Annotated in this window: 19 protein-coding genes; 4 read left to right on the top strand and 15 right to left on the bottom strand. The window is 38.8% G+C overall.

The features are described 5' to 3' along the window. Positions 1-103 precede the first annotated feature (103 nt). The 3 genes from KCTC52924_RS11525 to KCTC52924_RS11515 are packed head-to-tail and all read right to left on the bottom strand — an operon-like array spanning position 104 to position 3,390. A complete protein-coding gene (locus KCTC52924_RS11525) occupies positions 104-1,057 on the bottom strand; it encodes a MoxR family ATPase (RefSeq protein WP_251808273.1) in 954 nt (317 codons plus the stop codon). 4 nt (positions 1,058-1,061) lie between these two features. Beyond that, the gene (locus KCTC52924_RS11520; protein ID WP_251808272.1) at positions 1,062-2,513 is read right to left on the bottom strand and encodes a peptidylprolyl isomerase; all 1,452 of its coding nucleotides are present in this window, start codon (positions 2,511-2,513) and stop codon (positions 1,062-1,064) included. After that, positions 2,497-3,390: a peptidyl-prolyl cis-trans isomerase gene (locus KCTC52924_RS11515; RefSeq protein WP_251808271.1), complete on the bottom strand. Its 894-nt coding sequence runs from the start codon at positions 3,388-3,390 to the stop codon at positions 2,497-2,499. Before KCTC52924_RS11515 ends, KCTC52924_RS11520 begins: the two co-directional genes overlap by 17 nt. A 139-nt stretch (positions 3,391-3,529) precedes the next feature. On the opposite strand from KCTC52924_RS11515, the gene KCTC52924_RS11510 reads away from it, so the two are divergent. Both KCTC52924_RS11510 and KCTC52924_RS11505 read left to right on the top strand, forming a co-directional pair. Next, on the top strand, positions 3,530-3,778 hold the full coding sequence (locus KCTC52924_RS11510; protein WP_251808538.1) for a hypothetical protein: 249 nt from the start codon (positions 3,530-3,532) through the stop codon (positions 3,776-3,778). Between the two features lie 159 nt (positions 3,779-3,937). Next, positions 3,938-4,948 (top strand): serine hydrolase, encoded by a 1,011-nt coding sequence (locus KCTC52924_RS11505; RefSeq protein WP_251808270.1) that lies wholly within the window; start codon positions 3,938-3,940, stop codon positions 4,946-4,948. A gap of 304 nt (positions 4,949-5,252) precedes the next feature. On the opposite strand, the gene rimO is transcribed toward KCTC52924_RS11505, so the two are convergent. The 11 genes from rimO to recR all read right to left on the bottom strand — a co-directional run bounded on the left by rimO (position 5,253) and on the right by recR (position 13,942). After that, on the bottom strand, positions 5,253-6,554 hold the full coding sequence (rimO, locus tag KCTC52924_RS11500) for a 30S ribosomal protein S12 methylthiotransferase RimO (RefSeq protein WP_251808269.1): 1,302 nt from the start codon (positions 6,552-6,554) through the stop codon (positions 5,253-5,255). A 215-nt stretch (positions 6,555-6,769) separates the two neighbouring features. Continuing rightward, the gene (ftsY, locus tag KCTC52924_RS11495; RefSeq protein ID WP_251808268.1) at positions 6,770-7,732 is read right to left on the bottom strand and encodes a signal recognition particle-docking protein FtsY; all 963 of its coding nucleotides are present in this window, start codon (positions 7,730-7,732) and stop codon (positions 6,770-6,772) included. 89 nt (positions 7,733-7,821) lie between these two features. Next, positions 7,822-7,974, bottom strand: coding sequence for a DUF4295 domain-containing protein (locus KCTC52924_RS11490; RefSeq protein WP_251808267.1), 153 nt, complete (start codon positions 7,972-7,974; stop codon positions 7,822-7,824). Between the two features lie 6 nt (positions 7,975-7,980). After that, on the bottom strand, positions 7,981-8,163 hold the full coding sequence (rpmG, locus tag KCTC52924_RS11485; protein ID WP_251808266.1) for a 50S ribosomal protein L33: 183 nt from the start codon (positions 8,161-8,163) through the stop codon (positions 7,981-7,983). A 20-nt stretch (positions 8,164-8,183) separates the two neighbouring features. Continuing rightward, positions 8,184-8,420, bottom strand: coding sequence for a 50S ribosomal protein L28 (gene rpmB, locus KCTC52924_RS11480; RefSeq protein ID WP_251808265.1), 237 nt, complete (start codon positions 8,418-8,420; stop codon positions 8,184-8,186). Between the two features lie 73 nt (positions 8,421-8,493). Continuing rightward, positions 8,494-9,741: a competence/damage-inducible protein A gene (locus KCTC52924_RS11475; RefSeq protein WP_251808264.1), complete on the bottom strand. Its 1,248-nt coding sequence runs from the start codon at positions 9,739-9,741 to the stop codon at positions 8,494-8,496. Next, a complete protein-coding gene (locus KCTC52924_RS11470) occupies positions 9,741-10,079 on the bottom strand; it encodes an Hpt domain-containing protein (RefSeq protein ID WP_251808263.1) in 339 nt (112 codons plus the stop codon). Before KCTC52924_RS11470 ends, KCTC52924_RS11475 begins: the two co-directional genes overlap by 1 nt. Next, on the bottom strand, positions 10,080-10,691 hold the full coding sequence (locus KCTC52924_RS11465) for a fumarylacetoacetate hydrolase family protein (RefSeq protein ID WP_251808262.1): 612 nt from the start codon (positions 10,689-10,691) through the stop codon (positions 10,080-10,082). It abuts the gene before it with no gap. Between the two features lie 195 nt (positions 10,692-10,886). Continuing rightward, positions 10,887-11,663: a 3'-5' exonuclease gene (locus KCTC52924_RS11460; RefSeq protein WP_251808261.1), complete on the bottom strand. Its 777-nt coding sequence runs from the start codon at positions 11,661-11,663 to the stop codon at positions 10,887-10,889. Between the two features lie 192 nt (positions 11,664-11,855). Beyond that, a complete protein-coding gene (locus tag KCTC52924_RS11455; protein WP_251808260.1) occupies positions 11,856-13,226 on the bottom strand; it encodes a dihydrolipoamide acetyltransferase family protein in 1,371 nt (456 codons plus the stop codon). Between the two features lie 98 nt (positions 13,227-13,324). Then, positions 13,325-13,942 (bottom strand): recombination mediator RecR, encoded by a 618-nt coding sequence (gene recR, locus KCTC52924_RS11450; protein WP_251808259.1) that lies wholly within the window; start codon positions 13,940-13,942, stop codon positions 13,325-13,327. Positions 13,943-14,091: 149 nt separating this feature from the next. On the opposite strand from recR, the gene KCTC52924_RS11445 reads away from it, so the two are divergent. Then, positions 14,092-15,552 carry a sodium:solute symporter gene (locus KCTC52924_RS11445; RefSeq protein ID WP_251808258.1) on the top strand — a complete coding sequence of 487 codons (1,461 nt, stop codon included), beginning with the start codon at positions 14,092-14,094 and terminating at the stop codon, positions 15,550-15,552. Positions 15,553-15,970: 418 nt separating this feature from the next. Here the strand turns inward: KCTC52924_RS11445 and KCTC52924_RS11440 are convergent, their stop codons facing one another. Beyond that, positions 15,971-16,981 (bottom strand): 3-oxoacyl-ACP synthase III family protein, encoded by a 1,011-nt coding sequence (locus KCTC52924_RS11440; RefSeq protein ID WP_251808257.1) that lies wholly within the window; start codon positions 16,979-16,981, stop codon positions 15,971-15,973. Between the two features lie 267 nt (positions 16,982-17,248). On the opposite strand from KCTC52924_RS11440, the gene htpG reads away from it, so the two are divergent. Next, on the top strand, positions 17,249-19,138 hold the full coding sequence (htpG, locus tag KCTC52924_RS11435) for a molecular chaperone HtpG (protein WP_251808256.1): 1,890 nt from the start codon (positions 17,249-17,251) through the stop codon (positions 19,136-19,138). Positions 19,139-19,224 lie beyond the last annotated feature (86 nt).

Below are 19,224 nucleotides of genomic sequence, written 5' to 3'. Positions count from 1 at the left end.
AGTCCAATTTTACACGATTGCAAAAAAGATGGCCCTAAACCCATCTTAAACGCAATTATACACGGTGTTTAATACCGACTAATTCTCAATATTTCCTTGCAAACTACAAAAGCTTTTGAATAATATCAGCTTCTGTAATCCCTTCGGCCTCAGCCTTGTAATTTTTTATGATCCTATGTCTTAATATTCCCATTGCTACCGCTTTAACGTCCTCTATATCTGGAGAAAATTTTCCATGGACAGCTGCATTGGCCTTAGCAGCCAAAATTAAATTCTGGGAAGCCCTGGGACCTGCGCCCCAATCTATATACTGCTTCACAAATTCTGATGCTCCTTCTGTATTTGGTCTGGTACTATTCACCAATTTAACAGCGTATTCCACCACCAGATCCGGTACGGGGATCCTCCTTACCAAATGTTGTATTTCCAGAATTTCCGCTGCAGAAAAAAGAGGATTGATCGTAGGTGTAAAATCAGAGGTAGTCGCCTTTACCACCCGTATTTCTTCCTCTATGGTTGGGTATTTCAGCTCTATGGCAAACATAAACCGGTCCAATTGAGCTTCCGGCAAAGGATAGGTCCCTTCTTGTTCAATTGGATTTTGAGTAGCCAACACGAAGTACGGTAAATCCAATTTATAGGAATTACCAGCTATAGTCACCGCCCGTTCCTGCATAGCCTCCAGTAGGGCGGCTTGTGTTTTTGGAGGGGTACGGTTAATCTCATCCGCAAGGATGATATTGGCAAATATAGGTCCTTTAATAAATTTAAAATTTCGATCTTGGTCCAGCACCTCGCTCCCAAGAATATCACTTGGCATTAAATCTGGGGTAAACTGAATTCTCTTGAAATTGAGTCCAAGTGCCAAGGATATAGTATTGACCATTAAGGTTTTTGCCAGTCCAGGAACCCCTATTAACAAGGAATGGCCACCTGTATAAATGGAGAGGAGTACCTGATCTACTACCTCTTCTTGACCTATGATAACCTTGGCTATTTCCTTCTTAAGTTCCTGATTTTTAACTACTAAGTTCTTAATTGCCGTTACATCTGACATGCCATTAATTCTTTATCCAATTATTGGCAAAGTCGCAATCCTTATTCGCTGCGTTAACACTAACGTAGGTATCTTTAATATGATTCTCCATCCATTTCCTAATGGCATTGAATTGTTTTTCCCTTAAGGCCAATTCTTGTATTTTAATGTAATCCTGGGAAAAATTAGCCACATGCTCATCAAAACGATTGGTGATTTTCATGATCTTATATTTTGGACCACCTCCCCTTGGATCGTTTTCCATAATAGGCCTAGAGATTTCATTGTCTTTAATATCCCTTACCTGGTTATACAGGGAAGGTTCCATTTTCGTCAATTCAAAACGGGAACTGAAATCCGACGGATTTCGCAACAGACCACCATCAAATTTTGTTTCTTTCTCATCTGAGAAATTTAGAGCAGCTTGGGCAAATGTAAATTTCTCATCTATTACGCCCTGTCTTATACTGTCCAATTCCTTTCTTGCATTGTTCAATTCCGATTGGGAAATTTCTGGACTTATTAGAATGTGCCTTAAATCTAATTCCCTTCCTCTAATTTTCTCTACAAAAATGATATGGTAGCCAAAATCGGTTTCAAAAGGCTCGGATATCTCACCTTCTCGCATACTAAATGCTACATCCTTAAATTCCTTAACAAAGGGAGTTTCTCGGGTCATACTATAAAACCCTCCCTTAGATTTAGAACCTGGATCTTGGGAATACAAAATAGCCTTTACACTAAAGCTGGCATCGTTTTCTATGATATCTGCCCTAATTTCATTTAATTTATCAATCACCTTTTGCTTTTCCTCTTCGGATGCCTTAGGTTCTTTTACGATTTGGGCAATTTCCAGTTCCGCACCAAATACCGGTCTTTCGTCCTCAGGTATCTTGTTAAAGAATTGCCTAACCTCCTCAGGTGTAATCTCTATTTCGGAAATAATTTTGTTCTGCATTTTTTCGGAGAGCATTCTCAACTTATTAATTTCATACAGGTCCTCACGAAAACTTACCTCATCGTCTTTCTTGTAATAGTTGAGCACCTTTTCCATAGAACCGATCTGAGCGACCAATTGCTGTAATTGGCGATCTCCGGTAGCATTTACCTCGTCATCAGAGACCAAAATACTATCCTGTACCGCTTGATGAGCATACAGCCTATCTTCCATCAGTTTGCCTAAAAGTCCACATCGAGTGATATCGGCAGTGGAAGCACCCTGATTTTTTAGATCGATCAAGGTTTTTTCGATGTCCGATTCCAAAATCACATAATCCCCAACCACAGCAGCAATTCCATCCAATTTTATCTTGGTGAAATTATTGACCGTATCCTTCTTAGAGATTGCAGATTCTTCAACTGTAATTTCTTGGGGCTCTACTTGTGTATCGGGCAACTTTTCAGTTTCTTGAGCACCCATTACTCCCGTAAACAATAAAATAGAAAGGGAAAGACTTGTTTTAATTACCTTGTTCATATACTTCAAATTCTTTATCTTTAATAGCTTCATCTATAATTTCTATCTCCAATTTTTTCATATAACTCAACTTTCTTCTATTTAAAAGGAGTTGTTTTATTGTCGGTTCAACAAATGGAAGTGGAGCAATATCGTTGATATCCAAGACATCATTAATTTTTGCCAAATATACCCCTAAAGAGTCCTGCAATTCAAAAAATTGTGATTTTTTTAAGTACCTCCCCTGATTATCAGTAGTTAAGGGTCTAATCTCTTCCATAACCCTATTTACACCCACCCAAATGGAATCGTTAAAATTCATCTTTTTAAATTGGATACTAATGGAGTCCAGATACACACGATCTGCTTCCTTAAAACTCTTCAACTTACTGGAAATAACTTCTTTATCCATATATTGTATTGGCAACTCAACAAACCTCAACTGCACTATCTGCTCCTTTAGTTTAAAATTTTCCTTCTCACGCTCGTAAAATTCAGCTAGTTGAAAATCGCTAATGATAGTATCTTGGGATTTTAACACCAAAGCTTCCTTATAGGCACCTGTATAAAGGTCCGTTCTGTAATCGGACACCAAGTCCTCGAAAATTTTTAATTTGTCTTGTGTTAAGTTAATTTTGGCCTTTGAAAGCAATAATTGCTTGTAGGCCCAATTATTAATAAAATTAGTGACTACCGAAGCACTGTCCTCCTTAGACATATTTCCGAATTTTAGCGATTTCAGATCTTCCTTATAGAGATAAGCTTCCCCTACCCTGGCGAGTGCCACACCGTCCGATTGCTTCTTAAAATAAGAATCACAAGAAATAAAGGTGCATAACAAAACTGCCCACAATACAATCTCCCGTAATACTTTTAGTTTTGTTCTATAAAAGTGCATGTAGCAAATTTAGCAATTACACATCGTTATGCAAGTTCTCATACCTTTAGATGTAGTACTTTTAAGTAAATAAAACAATCAAAAGTCCAACATTGACTTTACTACAACCATTATTATGTTTTTTTACTAATTTTACATGATGAAGGAAAGAAAAATTAAATTGATTTGGGACTTTAGGGGACAAGCGGCACACAAGACTGCCTTGCATCATAAAGTTCATTTGGAAGAATATAAAATATTAAACAAGCTCGAAAATAGCATCACGGGAAATCTGGACATCAATGAAATGTACGCCATTGCATTCCTCGTGGTCAAGGAATCGGAAATGATTTCGGTCAGGGACGCCTTAAGACCTCACAGAGGGGAGGTTTATACTGCAGAACAATAAATCAGGACTTAAACAAACATCTACATGCAGCTAAAGCCCACTTTTTTAATAACTCCCCTCCTCATTTTAATCTGCTCTTGTATATCTCCCCAAAAAACACACCAAAAAAATATATTGACAACCGCCTTGTCCTCTACCCACCCCAAAATTAAAATGGTAATGGACAGCGTTAAAAAATTCGAGTTACAGATAATCTACACCCAGATTGATCGCGATAAGGATAGCGTAATCCTGACCGAATTCCCGTATCAGGTAAACGATAGTAATTATTTTTATCCTGCAAGTACGGTGAAAATAATTACCGCAGTATTGACCTTGGAAAAATTACAGCAGATGAAATCCATAGACCTCTACTCCCGCTTTTACGTGGAGGGCGATTCTATCGAAACCACCTTTGCCAATGAAATATCCAAGATCTTTACTGTAAGCGATAACGAGGCAAATAACCGATTATTAGAATTTTTGGGACAGGACTACATAAATACCCAATTAAAGAATAAGCACATTAGCCCAGTGCGCATCTCACATCGCCTATCTGCGCCCAATGCATTTGAAATAACCACAACCCCATTAATTGCATACCTAAACGATAGCACCACCACACCATTACGCCCAACTATCAACAAAACCGCCATTCCCCTAGCCCTCAATGGAATTTCAAAGGGAAGCGGTTACTATGACGAGAACCAGCTAATTGTGAAACCTTTCGATTTTAGTTTAAAAAATTACTATCCCCTTAATACTCAGTTCCAAGTGTTGAAGCGTATCATTTTCCCTGAACTCTATAAAAAGGAAGACCAATTTCAACTTGGAGAAGCAGAACGGGATTTTCTAATAAAGGCAATGTGCACCCTTCCCAAGGAAATGGGGTATGACACAAACGAATATTACGATGGGTATGGTAAATTTTTCATGTACGGGGATCATCGGGAAGCGATTCCCACCAATATAAAGATATACAACAAGGCAGGCAGTGCTTATGGCACTTTAACGGATTGCGCGTATATTATTGATAAAGAGAATAATATAGAGTTTATGCTTGCAGCCACGATTCTCGTTAACAAGAATGGTACTTATAATGACAATGAATACGAATATGAAACTATCGGACTTCCGTTTTTAGCACAGTTGGGCAGGGAAATCTATAAGTTGGAACTGCTCAGGAAGTAAGAATTCTGTCGAAAGTCAAAAGCTCGCGCTACCGGACACGTCCGAGTGAGATTAGCTCACCTGATTACCGACTACTGTCTAACCGTCAACTGACTCCATCTAATACTCACATCTACCCTCTAACCAATCACTTAAAACTTTGATTTACAGTAAAATATAATTTTGTGCTTATAATTTTATTTCACTGATCTCCATAAATTTACCCAAACTTATGTTAGACATAGTTCATATCCATGGGCCCGTCCGTGTCTGGGACTCAATACTAAATACGTTGTACCAACTACTTTATACTTAATACTCAACCTTAAACCGGTTCACCGTATAGGTCAAAATCTGCCGCCTCAAAAATGGATAGGTCCACAAACTCACCCACCTTTACATAATGTTTTGATGCATCTACTAACACTTCATTATCCACATCAGGGGAATCGAACTCGGAACGACCAACAAAATATTTGCCTTCCTTCCTGTCAATAATACAACGCAAGGTCTGCCCTACTTTTTCCTGATTTAGTTCCCAAGAGATTTGGGATTGAAGTTCCATTATATCGGACGCCCGTTGTTGTTTCACTTCTTCTGGGACATCGTCTACCAACTTATACGCATGGGTATTCTCCTCATGGCTATAGGTAAAGCACCCCAGCCTCTCAAAACGCATATCCCTAACCCATTCCTTCAAGGTGTTAAAATCGGCCTCCGTTTCTCCTGGATACCCCACGATCAAGGTAGTCCTAATGGTCATACCAGGCACCATTTCCCTAAAATCCTGCAATAATTTTGTAGTTTTTTCTTGAGTGGTTCCCCGGCGCATACTTTTCAGAATAGAATCTGAAATATGCTGCAAAGGGATATCAAGATAGTTACATATTTTCGGTTCGCGCTTCATGACTTCCAGAACATCCATTGGAAATCCTGTTGGAAAAGCGTAATGTAACCTGATCCACTCAATTCCATCGACCTTCACTAATTCTTCTAACAATTCTGCCAAATTCCGCTTCTTATAGAGGTCTAAGCCGTAGTAAGTAAGGTCTTGTGCAATCAAAATTAATTCTTTCACATCTTTAGCAGCCAATTTATTGGCCTCTGTAACCAAGTCCTCTATAGGGGTACTCCTGTGTTTCCCTCGCATAATAGGAATAGCACAAAAGGAGCAAGGTCTATCGCAACCCTCGGCAATTTTCAGATAGGAGTAATTCTTCGGAGTAGTTGTTAAACGCTCCCCTATTAATTCGTGCTTATAATCAGCCCCTAAGGCCTTTAGCAAATTGGGCAATTCGCTGGTCCCAAAATACTCGTCCACATTCGGGATTTCTTTTTGAAGATCTGGTTTGTAGCGCTCACTTAAACAACCGGTAACAAAAACCTTGTCGACCTCACCAGATTCCTTCTTTTGAACGTATTCCAAGATGGTATTTATGCTCTCTTCCTTGGCATTGGCAATAAAGCCACAGGTATTTATAACTACCACATTGCCTTCCCCTTCATGCACTACCTCCTTATTATTGGCCTGCAACTGCCCCATTAATATTTCCGAGTCGTATACATTCTTGGAACACCCCAAGGTAACAACGTTGATCTTATTCTTTTTAAGTGACTTTGTACGCATATTTTCTTAATGAGGTGCAAAAGTACGATTTGCAAAAAGATTGGAGTTCGTTTATGTTTTTATTTAACGTTTGCGCCATAAACCATTAGCGCTTTTAAATTATAAAGCATGCCGTACACCTACTAAATAATTACTTTGGTGATAATTTTAAAATCTCTAAGAGGCTTGATAGAGGGCACTACTAGAACTATTGATAATCTACAAGCTATTCTACGCTATGTTTTGGTACTAAAAAAGGAGTCTACAAATTCTATTTTATTAAAAACCTGAAGATCGTCCAGACCTTCGCCAACACCTATATATTTTACGGGAATTTTAAATTGATCAGAAATACCGATCACCACTCCACCTTTTGCCGTACCATCTAATTTGGTTACTGCCAAAGCTGTCACTTCCGTGGCTTTTGTAAATTGTTTGGCCTGTTCAAATGCATTCTGCCCTGTAGAACCATCCAGCACCAAAAGCACCTCATGAGGCGTATCTGGAACCACCTTTTGCATAACCCGCTTCACCTTGGTTAGCTCATTCATAAGATTCACTTTATTGTGCAACCTACCTGCGGTATCAATGATCACCACATCAGCATTTTGATTAACTGCCGAACTTAGGGTATCAAAGGCAACAGAAGCGGGATCACTTCCCATATTTTGCCTTACTAAGGGGACATCTACCCTATCTGCCCATACTTGGAGTTGATCTATAGCAGCGGCCCTAAAGGTATCTGCAGCACCTAGCACCACCTTTAACCCTTGCTTTTTAAATTGGTATGCCAATTTCCCTATAGTGGTCGTTTTACCTACCCCATTAACTCCCACTACCATGATTACATATGGTTTCTTATCCTTCGGAACAGAATACTCTGTTTCAGTACCAAAATTGGTTTCTGATAACAGGCCAGCTATTTCCTCCCTCAAAATACGGTTGAGTTCATCTGTACCAACGTATTTATCCTTGGACACTCTAGCCTCTATTCTTTTTATTATCCTCAGGGTGGTATCAACACCTACATCTGAGGATACCAAGATTTCCTCTAGACTATCTAGAACATCATCATCTACCTTTGATTTCCCTACTACTGCCTTTCCTAGTTTAGATAGGAAGGTGGACTTAGTTTTTTCTAGACCCTTGTCTAAGGATTCTTTTTTTGGTGTTGAAAATAATTTCTTAAATAAACTCATAATCGCGGCGTATTCCTTTTAACCAAAGATATGAAAATAAAAAAGCCACTCTCATTAGAAAGCAGCTTATAAACCGTTAAAAGGGATTTTTATTTCTTGTTCAACCAGTCATTGACTAATTCTGGTGTCATTACTGACTCCACAAAAGTGTAAGCACCTGATTTTGGAGACTTAACCATTTTAATAGCCTTAGTCAATCTTTTTGAACTAGTCTGTAAACTTGCTACTGATTTCTTTGCCATGACGTATTATTTTATTTCTTTATGAACTGTCATTTTCTTCAAAATAGGATTGAATTTTTTGATTTCCAACCTATCTGGAGTATTCTTTTTATTTTTGGTCGTAATGTACCTAGAGGTTCCTGGCTGCCCAGACTCCTTATGCTCAGTACACTCCAAAATAACTTGAATTCTGTTACCTTTCTTTGCCATTTTTTCTTAGTATTTCAGGATTACTTAATCAATCCTTTCCCCTTTGCTTCTTTCAAAACAACGGAAATTCCTTTTTTGTTAATACTCTTTAAAGCCTTAGCAGAAACCCTTAAGGTTATCCAACGGTCTTCTTCTGGAATATAGAAACGTTTTTTGGAAAGATTAACATCAAATCTTCTTCTGGTTTTATTGATAGAGAAGGACACGTTATTTCCAAACATGGCCCTCTTTCCAGTAACATCACAAACTTTAGACATTTCGCTACTTTTAATTTTGTTATAAACAGGGTGCAAATTTAAGCTAATTTTATGGTACACACAAAATTCTTTGTCACAATTTTAAAATTTCTTTTTGCAAAAGCTCAAATGCTTTATTTACAGACTTTTGCACAACCCTATCTCTCTGGCTTCCCATAAGGTATTTTTCTACTATAACGCGTTTTGGGGAAGCAATGGCGATATATACCGTTCCCACCTCAACATCCGCATCCCCTTTTGTTGGTCCTGCATTACCTGTCGTTGCTATGGCAAAATCTGTTTTAAGCAACGCTCTGAGATTGCTAGCCATAGCCTCTGCCACTTGAGCGCTTACCACGGAATACTGCTCTATTAAGGCCTGAGGCACTTTAAGCACCTCTATTTTGGTCTGCGTAGCATAACTCACCACACTTCCTTTAAAGTAAGCAGATGCTCCAGGAATGCTTGTAATCTTCTGAGCAATTCTTCCCCCAGTAAAACTTTCCGCCGTTCCTAAGGTCATATTCTTCTGAATCAATAAATTAGCCACCAGCTCCTCAATGGGCTCTCCACCGTCTTCTCCATAGATCAGATTACCAAGCAAAGCCTTAATCTTATTAGCTTCGGACTGCACCAAGGCATTCAACTGATCCTTATCGGGTCCCTTACCCGTAAGTCGTAATCTTACAGATCCCAAACTAGGAAGGTAGGCCAACTTTACTTCAGAGGGCAGCCTCACCTCTACAGGCTCAAGAATCTCGGCAATAGCACTTTCTCCCATGCCATAGGTAATCATGGTCTTATGGACAATAAAAGGTCTCTTGAACCCCTCTATGATTCTCGGAACCACTTTGGTCGTGATCAGGTGCTTCATTTCAAAAGGCACTCCCGGCAACGAGACTACCACCTTTCCATTTCTTTGAATCCACATTCCAGGGGCCGTGCCGTATTCATTGTGGAGTACCTCTGCCCTACTGAGCACCCAAGCCTGCTGTCTATTCAACTCCGATATAGGGCTGGAGATGTATTTTTTGAATATTTCTTCCACGTGCAAAAGCACCTCATGATTCTCTACCAAGGTATCACCAAAGTATTCACATAAAGTATGTTTGGTAATATCATCTTTTGTAGGACCCAAACCGCCTGTAACAATGACAATATCAGATCTAGATTCGGCTTCACGAAGCGCTTTTAAAATATGCGCTCTATCGTCCTGCACAGAACTTATCTGATAAACAGAAACCCCAATTTTATTTAATTCTTGGGCAATAAAGGCAGAATTGGTATCTATGATCTGGCCTATTAGAATTTCATCACCTATAGTAATTATCTCTGCAAACATTAAAGGCTGAAATCGTTTTTAAGTTCTGCAATTACTTGATCAACATCCTTTTTAAGCATAGGTACCAGTCGATCTATTTCTGATGTATTTTCCACTTTTTTACCAAGCGTTTCTATTTGCAAGGCAATTGCACGGGACTGCTCCATTCCCAACAAATCCACATTTGGCTTAATCTTATGCGCCAATTTGTAAACGCTATCGTAATTTTTAAGTCCCAATTCCTTTTCGAGCTCCGCCAAATCCTGCGGCACTTCCTCTAAAAAAACAGTAATAACAGATTTGATAAATTCCTCATCCCCATCTGCCATTTCATTTATTTTATCCAGATTATAGATCATTTATTTAATATTTATGGAAAACAACTCCGTAGTTTCAAGTGTACCAGTAAGATAGTCATTTGCACGTACTCTACCAACACCGGCAGGAGTACCTGTAAATATGATATCCCCTTTTTTTAGCATAAAAAAACGTGAAACATATGAGATTAACTCATCTATCTTCCAAATCATCAGGCCAGTATTCCCCTCCTGCACCACTTCATTGTTTTTTTTTAGCTGAAAATTAAGGTTATTTAAATCATTAAAGTCGGACTTAGGCAGCCAATTTCCCACTACAGCAGCACCGTCAAAACCTTTTGCCTTTTCCCAAGGCAGGCCTTTCTCCTTTAGCTGGGATTGCAAGTCCCTTGCTGTAAAATCTATTCCCAACCCTATTTCGTCATAATAATTATGGGCGAAATCAGTTTCAATATGTTTTCCCACTTTTTTAATTTTCACCAATACTTCCACTTCATAATGGACATCTTGAGAAAATTCGGGGATATAAAAATCCTGTTCTTTTGGTAATACCGCTGAGTCTGGCTTAATAAACACCACTGGATCACTTGGCCTTTCGTTATTTAATTCCTTTATATGATCCACATAATTACGGCCAATGCATATAATCTTCATAATTATTATAGGTTGATTTAGGTTTAAGTGTTAAGTTAAAGCCAGTAAAATATGATTTTAGTTGCACTATTAAAGCTGAAAATTTAGTTTGGAAGTTCCTTCTAAAATCTGAAATCGTTTCCCCCCATGCTTCAATAATCCCCTGCATCGACAATGGATCTAGTAAGTTTAACCTACCACCAAGGCATTAATGATTTAGCCCAGCTTATTGTTTAATTTGCTCAATTTAATTTGGGTCAATACTTTTTTAGTATACAATGGGAAATCGGCATTTAAGATCCACCCAAAATATCCAGGCTCCTTCTCCAGTACTTCATGGACTTTTTTGCCCTTGTGTTTTCCGAAAGAAAAAACCTCTTCCCCTTCCTTGTCTAACACAATGAATCCAGCAAAATCGACTGATTGCTTTCTTGTGGTAAATTCAGATAATTTCTTGACATTATTCTCAAGTTCGGAATACCGGTCCAATTGTGACAAAAGCACTTCATAAGTCGCCAAAGTATCTGCTTCCGCACTGTGAGCATCCTTCAGGTCCTTATCACAATAAAACTTATACGCCGCTTCTAAGGTACGTTTCTCCATTTTATGGAAAATAGTCTGCACATCTACGGAAACCGTACTTTTCATATCAAAATCTATATCTGCCCTCAGCAATTCCTCGGCCAGAAGTGGGATATCGAAACGGTCGGAGTTATACCCACCAAGATCGCATTCCTTAATCATTTTATAGATCTCTTTGGAAAGTTCTTTAAAAGTTGGTTCTTGAGCTACTTTTTCATTGGTAATGCCATGAATGGCCACTACTTCGTCTGGAATGTGCATTTCTGGATTTACCAACCATGTTTTACTCTCCTTGTTCCCGTTGGGAAACACTTTTAAAATGGCTATTTCTACGATCCTGTCCTTGGCTACATTGGTGCCAGTAGTTTCTAGGTCAAAAAAACAAATAGGTCTTGTAAGCTTTAATTGCATGTTGAAAGTTGTTTTTGCAAATATAATTTATTACAAATGTACGGTCTAAAATGCAGTTTGATGAATTATGGGGTATAACATTCCTCAATAGCCCATTAAGGCGCTGAAACACTAGTTTCCTAACTACCCAATTATCGCCACACTGATTATTAGATATGAATAAGCAACTTTTCTATGCCAATGTCACTTGGATTAAACCTCTCGATTCACGTCCCAAGCTTCCAGATAGTCAGCCACCGCCTTTACGAACATTCCGCCCAAAGCACCGTTTACGACCCTATGATCATAACTATGCGACAGGTACATCTTGCTCCTAATGGCAATAAAATCGCCCTCTTTAGTCTCAACGACAGCAGGTATTTTTCTAATGGCTCCCAAGGCAAGGATCCCTACTTGTGGTTGATTGATTATAGGTGTTCCAAAAACACTTCCAAAAGTCCCCACATTGGTTACTGTATAGGTGCCCTCTTTTACCTCATCGGGTTTTAAGGCGTTGGTCCTAGCTCTTCTAGCCAAATCGTTCACCGCCTTTGCCATGCCTACCAAATTTAATTGATCTGCATTTTTTATGACTGGAACAATTAAATTTCCATCAGGCAAAGCTGCTGCCATCCCAATATTTATATTTTTTTTCTTGATTATTGTTTCTCCCTCCAAGGAGATATTGACCATAGGGTATTTCTTTAAAGCAAGGGCCACTGCCTCCATAAAAATTGGGGTAAACGTTAGTTTCTCCCCTTCCCTTTTCTCAAAGCTTTCTTTTACCTTATTCCTCCAATTCACTACATTGGTCACATCCACCTCTACAAAGCTTTGTACGTGGGCAGAAGTAGCCAGACTGGCATTCATATGATGGGCTATTAACTTCCCCATCCTGGATAAAGGAATATGTTCGTCCCCGTTATCCGGCTGAGTCAAGGTCGTATTGGACTTAACCTCCTGCACCTTTGTTGGAACCAATTTTTGCGCAACATTTATGCGTTCCTCTACAACATTATCTGTTGCCTCAGTAACCCCCACAGAAGAATGCTCCCCACTTGGCTTCCCTTTGGCAATGTATTCCAATATGTCATTTTTGGTGACTCTTCCTTCACTTCCCGTTCCCGTTATAGCGTCTAGCTCGGCCACGCTAATCCCCTCCTGTTTGGCAATATTTTTCACCAATGGGGAATAGAATTTATCGGAGCCATTAAAGTCCATAACTGCGGGGGAAGTATGCTCTTTTGCCTCCTCCACGGTTTTCTCCACCGCTTTTATATTGACGTCAGGACTAGCGGCAGCATCCTCCGACATGTCGGATTCTGAGCTTTGGGCACCATTTCCATTAATCTCTATAATCGCTACGGTCTGCCCCACTTTTATTACATCGTCTATGGCATACAATTTCTCCACCAAAACACCATCTACCTCACTTGGAACTTCAGAATCTACTTTATCAGTGGCTATTTCAAAAACGGCTTCATCCATCTCTATAGTATCTCCAACTTCCTTGAGCCATGAGGTAAGGGTAGCTTCCGCAACGCTTTCCCCCATCTGCGGTAATTTTAGTTCAAACTTTGACATATCCCTATTTAATAGACTTATATTGATTAATATTTTGCAAAAATAATAAATAAAAGACCACATCATTGATCTTTATTTATTTCTTATTAGAATTTCAACTATGCTTTTAAGGAATTCTCAAATGGAATCCTATTTAAAATACTTCTTCCCAAGGTAACCTCATCGGCATACTCCAATTCGTCCCCAATGGCAATTCCCCTAGCAATAGTAGATGTTTTTATTTCCATTCCAACCAACTGCTTAAAGATATAAAAGTTAGTGGTATCTCCCTCCATAGTAGAGCTTAACGCGAAAATAAGCTCTTTTATTTCTCCTTGTTTAACTTTTGCTACCAAAGAAGCTATTGTCAAATCTTGTGGCCCTACACCTTCCATCGGTGATATTTTTCCGCCCAGCACATGGTAGAGTCCCTTAAACTGGTCGGTATTCTCTATGGCCATAACATCGCGAATATCTTCTACTACGCATACTATAGCCTGATCTCTTTTGGGGTTCGCACAAATCTCACAGAGCGCCACATCGGAAATGTTATGACAGTTTTTACAAAACTTTATATTGGTTTTTAAATTCACCAAGGAACTGCTCAATCTAGTGGTCTGTTCATTTGGCTGTTTTAATAGGTGTAGCACCAACCTCAATGCAGTTCGCTTACCAATACCTGGTAATTGAGACATCTCATAGACCGCATTTTCCAATAGTTTAGAAGAGAATTCCATAAATACAAAATTACAATTTTAAAGTATTTAATACCGATGATCCTAGGAAAAGAAATAATATTACCAGCTAAGGAAAATAGAATTACAGCCCTAGTTACAACCGTAATTATTTATTAGTTTTTTGTACTTTGCCGGCTTAATAAATAAATATGACCCCTACCCTTATTTTAGCATTGATAGGATGCTATTTCCTAATGCTATTATCCATTTCCTATTTCACTGGAAAAAATGACTCCAATGCAGATTTCTTTAAGGCGGGGAAACAATCGCCCTGGTATCTGGTTGCCTTTGGAATGGTAGGCGCATCTTTGTCCGGCGTCACTTTTATTTCCGTCCCAGGGTGGGTAGAAGGCTCGGATTTCAGCTATATGCAAGTGGTTTTCGGGTATCTCGCTGGGTATATGGTCATTGCATATGTATTGCTGCCCATATATTACAGATTAAACGTCACCTCCATCTACGAATATCTGGAGAGTAGGTTTGGGGTAGTCAGTTATAAAACGGGAGCTTTTTTCTTCTTTATATCCAGAGTATTGGGTGCCTCCTTCAGGCTATTCTTGGTAGCCATAGTCTTGCAACAGTTTGTTTTTGATGCTTGGAACGTTCCCTTTGAGGTCACCGTTACCCTCTCTATCCTTTTAATATGGATATATACCTTTAAAGGTGGAATAAAGACCATCGTTTGGACCGATACGCTACAGACCCTGTTTATGCTGGTTGCCGTTGGATTGTCCATATACCATATCAATCAAGAATTGGGGTGGAGCTTTAAAGAATTCTTGGTCTCTGAAGAATTAAAAAGGTATAGCACTATTTTCTTTACCGATGATTTCTTTAATAAGGTCCACTTTGTAAAATCCTTTATCGGGGGGATGTTCATTGCCATATGTATGACTGGTCTAGATCAGGATATGATGCAAAAAAATCTCACCTGTAAAAATCTAAAGGATGCTCAAAAGAATGTGGTCTCCTTTAGTTTGGTACTTATAGTGGTCAACTTTGCCTTTCTTTTATTGGGGGCACTATTATTTATTTATGCCAATAAGTTTAATATTAGCATTCCCATGATGGATGGGGTTGCCAAGCCAGACCTTTTGTTCCCTGAAATTGCCATTAACAGCGGTCTTGGAATTACGGTGGCCATCACCTTTATGCTTGGGCTAATCGCAGCGGCCTATAGTAGCGCGGATAGCGCACTTACAGCACTTACCACCTCTTTCTGTGTAGATTTCTTAAATATTGAAAAACAACCGGAAGCCAAACAAAAGTCCATCCGTAAAAGAACACATATAGGAATGAGTATCCTACTCATTATTGTAATCATAATCTTTAAACACATACTGGACAAAAACGTAATAGACGGACTCCTAACAGTAGCCACCTATACCTACGGGCCGCTACTAGGCCTTTTCAGTTTTGGAATCCTTACTAAATATCAAATTAAGGACAAATACGCAGCATTAGTTGCGGTGGTTTCCGTCGTATTAATTGTAATGATCGCCAATATCCCATCAGAATCTTTAGGAGGCTATCAGGTAGGGTATGAACTACTCCCAATAAACGGTTTAATTACTTTTGTAGGACTTTGGTTTATCAGAAAAAAAAGATAAAACTGACGTAATTGCCTAATTTTTGGAGGACCTAAAAATAGCTGTTAAAATACTATTGGAAGAGGCCGTAGTACCACCAACCTTTGCCCTATAATAAATACCAGAAGGCAAATTTCCATCGAAGTTAAATCTAGGGAAATTAACAGATATCGGGTATCAACAAAGAATGACTGCTGATTTGGAATAATCTACCCTTTGAGAGTCCGATTTGTTATGTTAAAAGGCGTGTTAAACAATGTTAAACAGCATAATAAAAAGCCGAAAAAATACGTCCTTTAAGTAGGAATAATAATTTCAGTCATTGATAGGGCTATATTTTTATAGTTAATGGTTAGTGTTTAGTATAGTTTATCAATGAAAGAAACCCGGAACATCTGTTTCGGGTTTCGATTTTGTTATTTACATTATTCTTATTAAGCTACCACCTTATAACGACACTTCCCCAGGTAAAGCCACTACCAAAGGCGGCTAGCACCACCAAATCTCCAGACTTTACCCTTCCTTGCTCCCAAGCTTCTGTCAATGCGATAGGAATAGAAGCCGCGGTGGTATTCCCATATTTCATAATATTATTGAATACCTGATCATCTTGCAATCCAAATTTCTTTTGAACGAACTGCGAAATTCTTAAATTGGCTTGATGCGGGACCAACATATCGATATCCTTGGCTTCCAAATTATTCGCCTTTAAGCCTTCCACAATAACTTCGCTAAAACGGACCACTGCATTTTTAAAGACAAACTGACCATTCATATAGGGGAAATAAGATTCATCATTAGGGTCGTTATCCTCCAAAATATCATTTACCCAACGTTTTCCCATTCCAGGCGCAATTAATGACAATTCTTCGGCATGCTGCCCTTCGGAATGCAAATGTGTGGATAGTATCCCTTTCTTAGAATCCTTCTCCCTAGTTAATACCGCTGCTCCGGCACCATCTCCAAAAATTACGGAAACTCCCCTCCCCCTAGTAGTCATATCTAGGCCATGGGAATGTAGTTCGGATCCAATGACCAATACATTTTTATACATACCACTTTTTATGTACTGATCCGCTACAGACAAGGCATAAACAAAACCTGAACACTGATTTCTTACATCCAGTGCCCCTACTGTTTTAATCCCTAGATCGCGTTGCACCAAAACCCCAGGCCCAGGAAAATAATAGTCGGGACTTAAGGTAGCGAACACAATAAAATCGATATCATCCTTATCTAGGCCGGCACGTTCAATGGCAATTTTAGCGGCTTTAACCCCCATAGTTGTGGTGGTATCCCCATCACCTTTAATAACATGCCTTCTTTCCTTAATTCCTGTACGTTCTTGGATCCATTCATCATTGGTATCCATCACTTTAGACAAATCGTCATTGGTAACCACATTATCTGGCACATAAAAGCCAAGACCTATTATTTTTGAGTTGAACATTTTTAGGTGTATTTAATGGTTTGAGCTTATGCGCTCCTTTTGATTATAAAATCTAAAGTATGGGAAATATTTTAAGATTGCCTAAGATAATCAAAAAAATATCTGAGCAACATATTTATAACCTCGAGGCCAAATATTACGCAAGGACATGCATAAATGACACAGGATTGAAACATGTTCACAAAGTGAGTGTCAGTTTGTCACCTTTATCGCTTCTGGTACTTTTTTTGACCTTAACATCCCGTAAAACATAAAAATTATAGAAGTATGGCCACAGGCAAGATTAATGTTTCCGTAGAGAACATATTTCCGCTCATAAAAAAATTCTTATACAGCGACCATGAAATTTTCCTTAGGGAGCTGGTTTCAAATGCAACAGATGCAACGCTAAAACTGAAACACCTAACTTCTATTGGAGAAGCCAAGGTTGAATTTCAGAATCCATTTATTGAGATCAAGATCGATAAGGAAGGAAAAAAAATCCACATTATAGATCAAGGTGTGGGGATGACCCAGGAAGAAGTTCAAAAGTATATTAACGAAATTGCTTTTTCAGGGGCCGAGGAATTCTTGGACAAATACAAAGATGCCGCAAAAGATTCCGGTATTATCGGTCATTTTGGACTAGGATTCTATTCCGCTTTCATGGTAGCCGAAAAAGTAGAGATCATCAGTAAGAGTTATACCGATGCACCTGCTGCCCATTGGACTTGTGATGGATCGCCAAACTTTACCTTGGTAGAAGGTGAAAAAGAAACAAGGGGAACAGAGATCATCCTTCATGTTGCGGAAGATTCTACCGAATTTTTGGAAGAAAGCAAGATTGGTGGGTTGCTAAGTAAATACAACAAGTTTATGCCTATTCCCATTAAGTTTGGGACAAAAACAGAAACCCTACCAAAACCAGAAGGTGCCAAGGAAGAAGATCCCGCACCTACACAGGAGGTAGATAACATTATAAACAATCCCAATCCTGCTTGGACCAAGCAGCCTACAGAACTTAAGGAAGAGGATTATAAAGGATTTTATAGGGAATTATATCCGATGCAGTTTGAGGAGCCCTTATTCCACATTCACCTAAACGTTGACTATCCTTTTAATTTGACAGGGATTTTGTATTTCCCAAAATTGACCAATGACATAAGTTCTCAAAAGGACAGGATACAGTTATATCAAAATCAGGTTTTTGTCACCGATAATGTAGAGGGAATCGTTCCAGAATTTCTTACCATGCTTCGAGGGGTGATAGATTCTCCGGACATCCCATTAAATGTTTCAAGATCCTATCTTCAGGCAGATGGGGCGGTAAAAAAGATATCGACCTATATTACCCGTAAGGTTGCCGATAAATTAACATCATTATTTAAAAATAATAGGGAAGATTTTGAGGCCAAATGGAACGATATAAAAATCGTTATCGAATACGGAATGCTTTCCGAAGACAAGTTTTTTGAAAAGGCAGATAAATTTGCGCTGTACCCTACAGTAGATGGGGCCTATTACACCTTTGAAGAACTTCAGGAAAAAGTAAAAGCGAATCAAACCGATAAGGACGATAAATTGGTACTTCTTTACACCTCTAATAAAGAGGAGCAACACAGTTATATAGAAGCTGCTAAGGCAAAAGGGTATGAAGTACTATTGTTGGATTCTCCAATAATATCGCACCTGATGCAAAAATTGGAAACCTCCAAGGAGAAAATTTCCTTTGCAAGGGTAGATGCCGATCATTTGGATAACCTGATCAAGAAAGAGGATACCCAGATTTCAAAACTTTCGGATGAGGAAAAAGAGGCCTTAAAAACTGATATCGAAAAAACTATTAACAATAAAGGCTATACCATTCAAATGGAAGCCATGGATAGCAGTGCCTCACCATTTATAATCACCGAGCCAGAGTTTTTGCGACGAATGAAAGAGATGCAACAAACTGGTGGTGGTGGTGGAATGTTCGGGATGGGAAATATGCCAGAAATGTACAATCTGGTAGTGAATACTAACCACGAGTTAGTTTCCGAAATCCTTAACACAAAGACTGCTAAGAAGAAAGAGCGACTTATAAATCAATCTTTAGATTTAGCCCGGTTGTCCAAGGGACTATTAAAAGGTGAAGAACTTACCAATTTTATTAAGCGTAGCTATGAAATGGTAAAATAAGGACTGAGTACAAAGTATTGAGTATTTTATGATAGGAGGCCGTATCAGAAAAAATGATACGGCTTTTTTTTTTGCTTCAAGAAAAA

Source organism: Arenibacter antarcticus, from assembly GCF_041320605.1.
GTDB classification, from domain to species: Bacteria; Bacteroidota; Bacteroidia; order Flavobacteriales; family Flavobacteriaceae; genus Arenibacter; species Arenibacter antarcticus.
The sequence above is the reverse complement of the archived record's forward strand: the minus strand, read 5'-3'. Positions and strand labels throughout refer to the sequence as shown.

Bases quoted from the DNA above. Each gene is read 5' to 3' on its own strand.
- KCTC52924_RS11525 (WP_251808273.1), bottom strand. From the start codon at position 1,057: ATGTCAGATGTAACGGCAATTAAGAACTTAGTAGTTAAAAATCAGGAA.
- KCTC52924_RS11520 (WP_251808272.1), bottom strand. From the start codon at position 2,513: ATGAACAAGGTAATTAAAACAAGTCTTTCCCTTTCTATTTTATTGTTT.
- KCTC52924_RS11515 (WP_251808271.1), bottom strand. From the start codon at position 3,390: ATGCACTTTTATAGAACAAAACTAAAAGTATTACGGGAGATTGTATTG.
- KCTC52924_RS11510 (WP_251808538.1), top strand. From the start codon at position 3,530: ATGAAGGAAAGAAAAATTAAATTGATTTGGGACTTTAGGGGACAAGCG.
- KCTC52924_RS11505 (WP_251808270.1), top strand. From the start codon at position 3,938: ATGGACAGCGTTAAAAAATTCGAGTTACAGATAATCTACACCCAGATT.
- rimO (WP_251808269.1), bottom strand. From the start codon at position 6,554: ATGCGTACAAAGTCACTTAAAAAGAATAAGATCAACGTTGTTACCTTG.
- ftsY (WP_251808268.1), bottom strand. From the start codon at position 7,732: ATGAGTTTATTTAAGAAATTATTTTCAACACCAAAAAAAGAATCCTTA.
- KCTC52924_RS11490 (WP_251808267.1), bottom strand. From the start codon at position 7,974: ATGGCAAAGAAATCAGTAGCAAGTTTACAGACTAGTTCAAAAAGATTG.
- rpmG (WP_251808266.1), bottom strand. From the start codon at position 8,163: ATGGCAAAGAAAGGTAACAGAATTCAAGTTATTTTGGAGTGTACTGAG.
- rpmB (WP_251808265.1), bottom strand. From the start codon at position 8,420: ATGTCTAAAGTTTGTGATGTTACTGGAAAGAGGGCCATGTTTGGAAAT.
- KCTC52924_RS11475 (WP_251808264.1), bottom strand. From the start codon at position 9,741: ATGTTTGCAGAGATAATTACTATAGGTGATGAAATTCTAATAGGCCAG.
- KCTC52924_RS11470 (WP_251808263.1), bottom strand. From the start codon at position 10,079: ATGATCTATAATCTGGATAAAATAAATGAAATGGCAGATGGGGATGAG.
- KCTC52924_RS11465 (WP_251808262.1), bottom strand. From the start codon at position 10,691: ATGAAGATTATATGCATTGGCCGTAATTATGTGGATCATATAAAGGAA.
- KCTC52924_RS11460 (WP_251808261.1), bottom strand. From the start codon at position 11,663: ATGCAATTAAAGCTTACAAGACCTATTTGTTTTTTTGACCTAGAAACT.
- KCTC52924_RS11455 (WP_251808260.1), bottom strand. From the start codon at position 13,226: ATGTCAAAGTTTGAACTAAAATTACCGCAGATGGGGGAAAGCGTTGCG.
- recR (WP_251808259.1), bottom strand. From the start codon at position 13,942: ATGGAATTCTCTTCTAAACTATTGGAAAATGCGGTCTATGAGATGTCT.
- KCTC52924_RS11445 (WP_251808258.1), top strand. From the start codon at position 14,092: ATGACCCCTACCCTTATTTTAGCATTGATAGGATGCTATTTCCTAATG.
- KCTC52924_RS11440 (WP_251808257.1), bottom strand. From the start codon at position 16,981: ATGTTCAACTCAAAAATAATAGGTCTTGGCTTTTATGTGCCAGATAAT.
- htpG (WP_251808256.1), top strand. From the start codon at position 17,249: ATGGCCACAGGCAAGATTAATGTTTCCGTAGAGAACATATTTCCGCTC.